This is a genomic window from Winogradskyella sp. UBA3174, assembly GCF_002364335.1.
In the GTDB taxonomy this organism is placed as follows: domain Bacteria; phylum Bacteroidota; class Bacteroidia; order Flavobacteriales; family Flavobacteriaceae; genus Winogradskyella.
Window position 1 is genome coordinate 1 of sequence record NZ_DEXW01000077.1, and the last position, 6,446, is coordinate 6,446.

Here is a 6,446-nt window from a genome sequence, read left to right on the forward strand (position 1 = left end):
GCTGTACCTAAACAGGCACATCGTATCGCTTTCTTGTCTAAAAGTGTTTTAGTAACTCCAATTGTGGTAATTCCTAAAACAACGATTGTGATTATTAGAGCGCTATCAATTTCAAAACGCATTAAGAACATTAATCCCAAAGCGGTTTCAATAAAAGGATATATTTTTCCGTAAACAGGAACTCGTTTTGCTAATGGATCATACATACTAAAGGATTCAGGGAATCCTTTTAAGTCCAACATCTTGAAGAAACTAAATACGATATAGAATAAGCCCATAAAATCTAGCATGAAGGCATTCCAACTCCAGTTTTTATAATGTAATAATATACTTGCTGTTGCGATATAAAAGATGATCAGCAGTAATGGTTTTAATTGTTGAAATTTGCTTTTTTCATCTTCTACTGGCATAGATGATACCCCTGAAGATTCGAATACATTATTTTTTTGCTCTTCCGTTAACGTATACTTGTCTGGCAAAGCTTGTTTTAATACTTGTGTAGCGACATGCTTATCCATAGTGACTTCTGCTTCAGCTTTTTCCAGGTTTACAGTTGCATTAAACACATGGTCTATATCGTTTAAATATTTTTCTACGGAAGCCTTGCAGTTATTACAAGTCATTCCTGTTATTTTATATGTGTGTTTCATCTATTCTTGTTTTGGTAGTTTTAGTATCAATTCATTGTCTAAATTTATATCATCGATATGTCCAGCAATAGCATTATCATCTGTTTTAAAATGCATATGCATATTGGTCGTATGATGTGTAAAAACTGCTTTATGCTTTGTAGAATAAAATCCTATAATTTGAACTTGACTATTCTTCAAGTTTCCATTTAAGCCAGCTTCTGTATGTTTTTTATGATTATGTACAGTATCACCATCCTTCCAATTAATGACGTGCCAATCTAAAGATGCAACTGTACCTTCTAGTAAAAATGGAAAAGGCTTCTCTGTATTTATGCCGCTACTTTTAGCTAGTTCAAATATGGTGGATTCCAATGCTTCTTTAGTGGTGTTATTTTCTGTTTTGTATGAATCCCATTCTTTAACTTCTGCATAAACTAATAAAGCTGCCTTTAGATTATAGGAATCTTTAATTTGTAAACTACTATCTGTAACAAAACTGTTGCTCGGTTTACTATCGAATATTTGTATTTCTCCTTTTAGATGTTCTACAGCTCCAAGTGCATAAAAGTGTTTTTTATTTGAAAGACTATCTAAATCAATTACTGATTTAATATTACCAGACATAATCGTTCTTAAAGCGCCAGAATGTTTTACTTCATTCACTTTAGGTTTCTTGTCTTTGGATTGACAAGAAGAACCCATTAGTAAGATGGTTGTTAGTGCTATTATGTATATCGATTTACTCATTGTTTAATTGGTTAAATAGTTAATAATTGTGGTTTGTAAATAATAGGTTTTAATAGAATCGATTTGATTCATTTGAAATTTCAATTGTAGTTCTTGAATATCGAGGACATCATTAAAATCAATCGTTCCTGTTTCATAACTTCTAATTAAGATTTGCTCTGCATCTTTAGCTTGCTTTAGATTCTTGGTTTGAGTAGTATAACTTATGCGAGCCGAAATTTTTTCGTTCACAGCTTTATCTAAGAGTGTTTCCAAAGTATTTAAGCGTTCTTGTTTTTGCGCTACAATTTCTTGTTGTTGCAATTCGTTTTGTTTGGTTTGTGATTTGTTTTTTTTATTAAAAATGGGAATAGTAACGGCAATCATAGGCATAATAATATCTTTTCCATTATCACTGAAATTCATATTAGGACGCTCATCAACACTGATATAATCTAAACCGAAACCAATCATTGGACTGCTTTCTTTTTGGTTTAGTAATTCTGATTGTTCTACTGATTGATAGAGTTTATCATATTTCAGCAATTCAGGATGTAATGCTAAATTTTCTGAATTCATTTCAAAATCTTCAGAAGGTAAATTCAATTCATTTATAACTTGGACTGAAATAGCTTTATCTCGATTTAAGAGTTTATTAAAATTGGTTTGTTCTGCAAGAAACTGTTGACTCAAAATAGCTAATAATTGGTGCATTTCATTTTGACGCATTTGTAATCGTAATACATCTACAACTGATGCTTTACCAATTTCAACAGAGGTCAACGCTAAGGTTTCATAGGTGTCAAGTAATTGGATGTTTTTTACTAATATCTCTTGTTTCGCCTTGTTAGCATAAAGATTATAATACGATTGTGATACAGAAGCTATTAGTTTTCTTTTAGCAATTACGATGTCTTCATATTTAGCATCTGCTAAAGAATTCACATAGTTTTCTCTAGCAGTTATATTACCAAACCAAGGCAGCATTTGTTTAGCTGACACTTTAAAACGTTGTGCTCCAGTACGTGTTTCTGGTTCGCTTACAAAGTAGCCAACACCAAATTCAGTATTAGGTATGGTGTTGACTTCGTTTACTTTTTCGGAAGCGATACTGTATTGTAATTCAAACTTCTGAATTACAGGACTATTTTCTAAAGCGTCTTCAATAAATGTTTCTAATTGTTGTGCATTAGAAAAAGCAAATGACAAAAGGTAAATTATGATTAAAACTATTCTTTTCATTTTATTGTTCTTTTAAGTTTAAATTCTTGTTTCCAGCTGTATAATACTGGGACAACAAATAAAGTAATCAATGCGATTAACATGCCGCCAAAACTTGGGATTGCCATAGGAATCATAATATCACTTCCGCGTCCTGTGGATGTTAAAATTGGTAATAATGCTAATATAGTTGTGGCAGTTGTCATTAAACATGGTCTAATTCGTTTTTCACCAGCTTCGACTATAGATGCTCTAATTTCGGCTTTGTTTTCTGGTGTATTTCTATCAAATGTTTGTGTTAAATAGGTTGCCATCACCACACCATCATCTGTTGCTATTCCGAAAAGCGCAATAAATCCAACCCAAACGGCGACACTTAAATTAATTGGGTGCATCTGAAATAAATCGCGCATATTTTCTCCAGCGACATTGAAGTTTAAAAACCAATCTTGACCATAGAGCCATATCATTATAAATCCACCAGAAAACGCCACTGCTATTCCTGTAAATACCATTAGAGACGTCGCTATCGAGCGAAATTGGAAGTATAGAATCAAAAAGATAATTGCTAATGCTAAAGGCACAACTATAGACAATGTTTCTTCCGCTCTTAATTGATTCTCATACGTTCCTGTAAACTTGTAGTTAATACCTTTTGGGACTACCAATTCACCTGAATCAATTTTTTGCTGAATTAAAGCTTGTGCGTTTTCAACAACACTAACTTCCGCAAAACCATCTAACTTGTCAAATAGCACATAGCCAACTAAAAAGGTATCTTCACTTTTAATAACTTGTGGCCCTTGTTCGTAACGAATGGTCGCTAATTCACTTAAAGGAACTGAACTGCCTTTCGCAACAGGAATATAAATTTGTTTTAAATCGGTTGGATTGGCTCGTAATTCTCTCGGATAACGTACCCGAACTCCATAACGTTCTCTGCCTTCAACCGTTTGGGTTAAGACCATGCCACCAACAGCAACTTTTAAAACGTCTTGTACATCTTGTATGGAAATACCATAGCGTGCAATTTCCGCTCTATCAATATCAATAAGTAAATAGGGTTTACCAACAATACGGTCTGCAAAAACAGCTTCTTCTTTTACACCTTCAGCGTGTTTTAAAATGGTTTCTAACTGTACACCAAAGGCTTCTATTTGTTTTAAATCTTGACCTTTTACTTTTATTCCCATTGGTGCTCGCATTCCTGTTTGAAGCATTACAAGTCTGGTTTCTATCGGTTGTAACTTAGGTGCAGAGGTGACTCCTGGCAATTTGGTAACTCTTATAATTTCATTCCAAATATCATCAGGTGATTTAATCTCTGGTCGCCAATTGCGATAGAACTTACCGTCATTGTCTGGAATGAGTTGTTTCTTTGCATTGAGAGATTGCCACGCTTCACTTTGTTCCGCTCGCAATGACATTCCATTTTTTAATACATATTCGTCATCATCATTGACTTTGTAGCGTTGACGTTCTCCATTATCATTCAACATATATTCAGATTTATACTGAATAATATTCTCGTACATGGATAAAGGTGCAGGATCTAAAGCAGATTCTGTACGACCTGCTTTACCAACGACGGTTTTAATCTCTGGAATACTGGCAACTGCCATATCCAATTGCTGTAAAACCCGTTTGTTTTCTGCAACACCAGAATGTGGCATCGACGTTGGCATCAATAGAAAAGAGCCTTCATTTAATGATGGCATAAACTCTTTGCCTGTATTTTTCATGATAAAAAAACCAGCAATAACAAGAGCTGTTGGTATGGATAAGAATACCAGTTTGTTGTTTAAACACCATCTTAAAATGGGCGTATAATACCTTCTAAATAAAGTAAAAACACCTAATAATCCAAAACAAATAACACTTACAAAAATGAGATTCCAAAAGATACTTTTATCAATTCCTAAAGGTCTCCAGTATTCAGCTAATAAGAATACAATTGCAGCTACTGAAATGATGATATTGATAAGGTTAGCTTGCTTTTCATTAACGTTTCTTTTAAGCTTTAAAATCCCTGTAATACCGAAGCCTATTAAGATTAATGAAAACCAATAGCCATAGATTACACCCACTATTCCAACGACAATTAAAGCCGTATTTAAAATGTAGCTAAAACTCTTTTTGATACTTTTTCTTCGGAATAGAAACGCTGCAAAAGGCGGAATTAAAAACAAGGCCACAATAATTGAAGCGGTTAATGCAAATGTTTTTGTAAAGGCTAATGGTCTAAATAATTTTCCTTCTGCGCCAATCATAGTAAATACAGGAATGAAACTAATGATAGTTGTCATTACTGCTGTAACAATAGCACCCGATACTTCTGCTGTGGCATTATAAACGACAGTATTAATAGGTAATTTCCCATCGTCTTCATCCAGATGTCGAATAATGTTTTCTGAGAGTATTACACCAACATCGACCATCGTACCAATAGCAATAGCAATTCCAGAAAGTGCTACAATATTCGCATCAACACCGAATAATTTCATGGCTATAAACACCATTAAAACTGCAACTGGTAATAAACCCGATATTAATATTGAAGCTCTAAGGTTAAACACCATTATCATAATGACCAAAATGGTGATTAGAATCTCTAATGTTAAGGCTTCATTTAGCGTTCCTAATGTTTCTTCAATCAATTCTGTTCTGTCATAAAAAGGAACAATAGTAACTTGGGAAGTGCGTCCATCTGCTAAAACTTTAGAAGGCAATCCTGAGCTTAACTCCTTAATTTTTTCTTTTACATTGTTAATGACTTCCATCGGATTAGCGCCATAACGCGCTACTACAACAGCACCAACAACTTCTGCACCTTCTTTATCTAATAATCCTCTGCGCGCCGCAGGACCTAATGAGACTTTACCAATGTCTTTAATTCGTATCGATGTATAATCTTGAGAAGTGACTACTGCATTTTCTATATCTTCAATGGATTTCACATAGCCCAAACCTCGCACTAAATATTCTACTTGGTTAATTTCTAAGGTTTGTGCACCAATGTCCTGATTGCTTTCTTTTACTGCTCTTACAACTTGGTTTAGACCAATGTTGTATTGACGCATCAGTTCTGGATTCACATCTACTTGATATTCCTGAACGTAACCACCAATGGAAGCGACTTCAGAAACTCCACTTGCAGACGATAAAGCATATTTTACGTAGTAATCTTGAATGCTCCGTAATTCTTGTAAATCCCAACCACCAGTTACATTTCCTTTTTCATCACGACCTTCAAGTGTATACCAAAATATTTGTCCTAAACCTGTGGCATCTGGACCTAAAGCCGAATTAACACCTTCTGGTAACAGTCCGCTTGGTAATGAGTTGAGTTTTTCTAGGATGCGACTACGACTCCAATAAAATTCTATATCTTCTTCAAAAATGATATAGATACTTGAAAAACCAAACATAGAAGAACTACGAATCGTTTTTACACCAGGAATACCGAGTAGGGAAGCGGTTAGAGGATACGTAATTTGATCCTCAATATCTTGTGGTGAACGACCATCCCATTTTGTAAATACGATTTGTTGGTTTTCACCAATATCAGGAATAGCATCTACAGCGACAGGATTGCTAGGTAAAAACCCAGTATCCCAATTAAAAGGTGCGTTTATAGTTCCCCATCCAACAAAAAGGAATAGTAGAAGTACAGCAACGAGTTTATGCTCTATTAAGAATTTGATGCTTTTATTTAGCATTGAATTGAATTTTAAACAATTAGACATAAGTGTTATGAGAACACCGAATACAACGAATTATCCTTATAACATTACAGTTATAGGATAACACAGTCTATTGTTTAAAAATCAAATTAAATACGTCTCGTCTAGCTTGTAGAGTTGCCTT

At 34.3% G+C, this 6,446-nt stretch carries 4 protein-coding genes; all 4 read right to left on the bottom strand.

The features are described 5' to 3' along the window. Positions 1-650: heavy metal translocating P-type ATPase (locus tag B2U95_RS14475; protein ID WP_296317376.1), on the bottom strand; the 650-nt coding region annotated here is incomplete at its 3' end. Continuing rightward, positions 651-1,379: an acetolactate decarboxylase gene (locus B2U95_RS14480; protein WP_296317378.1), complete on the bottom strand. Its 729-nt coding sequence runs from the start codon at positions 1,377-1,379 to the stop codon at positions 651-653. It abuts the gene before it with no gap. 3 nt (positions 1,380-1,382) lie between these two features. Beyond that, positions 1,383-2,600: a TolC family protein gene (locus B2U95_RS14485; protein ID WP_296317379.1), complete on the bottom strand. Its 1,218-nt coding sequence runs from the start codon at positions 2,598-2,600 to the stop codon at positions 1,383-1,385. Beyond that, positions 2,597-6,298 (bottom strand): efflux RND transporter permease subunit, encoded by a 3,702-nt coding sequence (locus B2U95_RS14490; RefSeq protein WP_296317381.1) that lies wholly within the window; start codon positions 6,296-6,298, stop codon positions 2,597-2,599. Before B2U95_RS14490 ends, B2U95_RS14485 begins: the two co-directional genes overlap by 4 nt. Between the last annotated feature and the right edge of the window lie 148 nt (positions 6,299-6,446).

Bases quoted from the DNA above. Each gene is read 5' to 3' on its own strand.
- B2U95_RS14480 (WP_296317378.1), bottom strand. From the start codon at position 1,379: ATGAGTAAATCGATATACATAATAGCACTAACAACCATCTTACTAATG.
- B2U95_RS14485 (WP_296317379.1), bottom strand. From the start codon at position 2,600: ATGAAAAGAATAGTTTTAATCATAATTTACCTTTTGTCATTTGCTTTT.
- B2U95_RS14490 (WP_296317381.1), bottom strand. From the start codon at position 6,298: ATGCTAAATAAAAGCATCAAATTCTTAATAGAGCATAAACTCGTTGCT.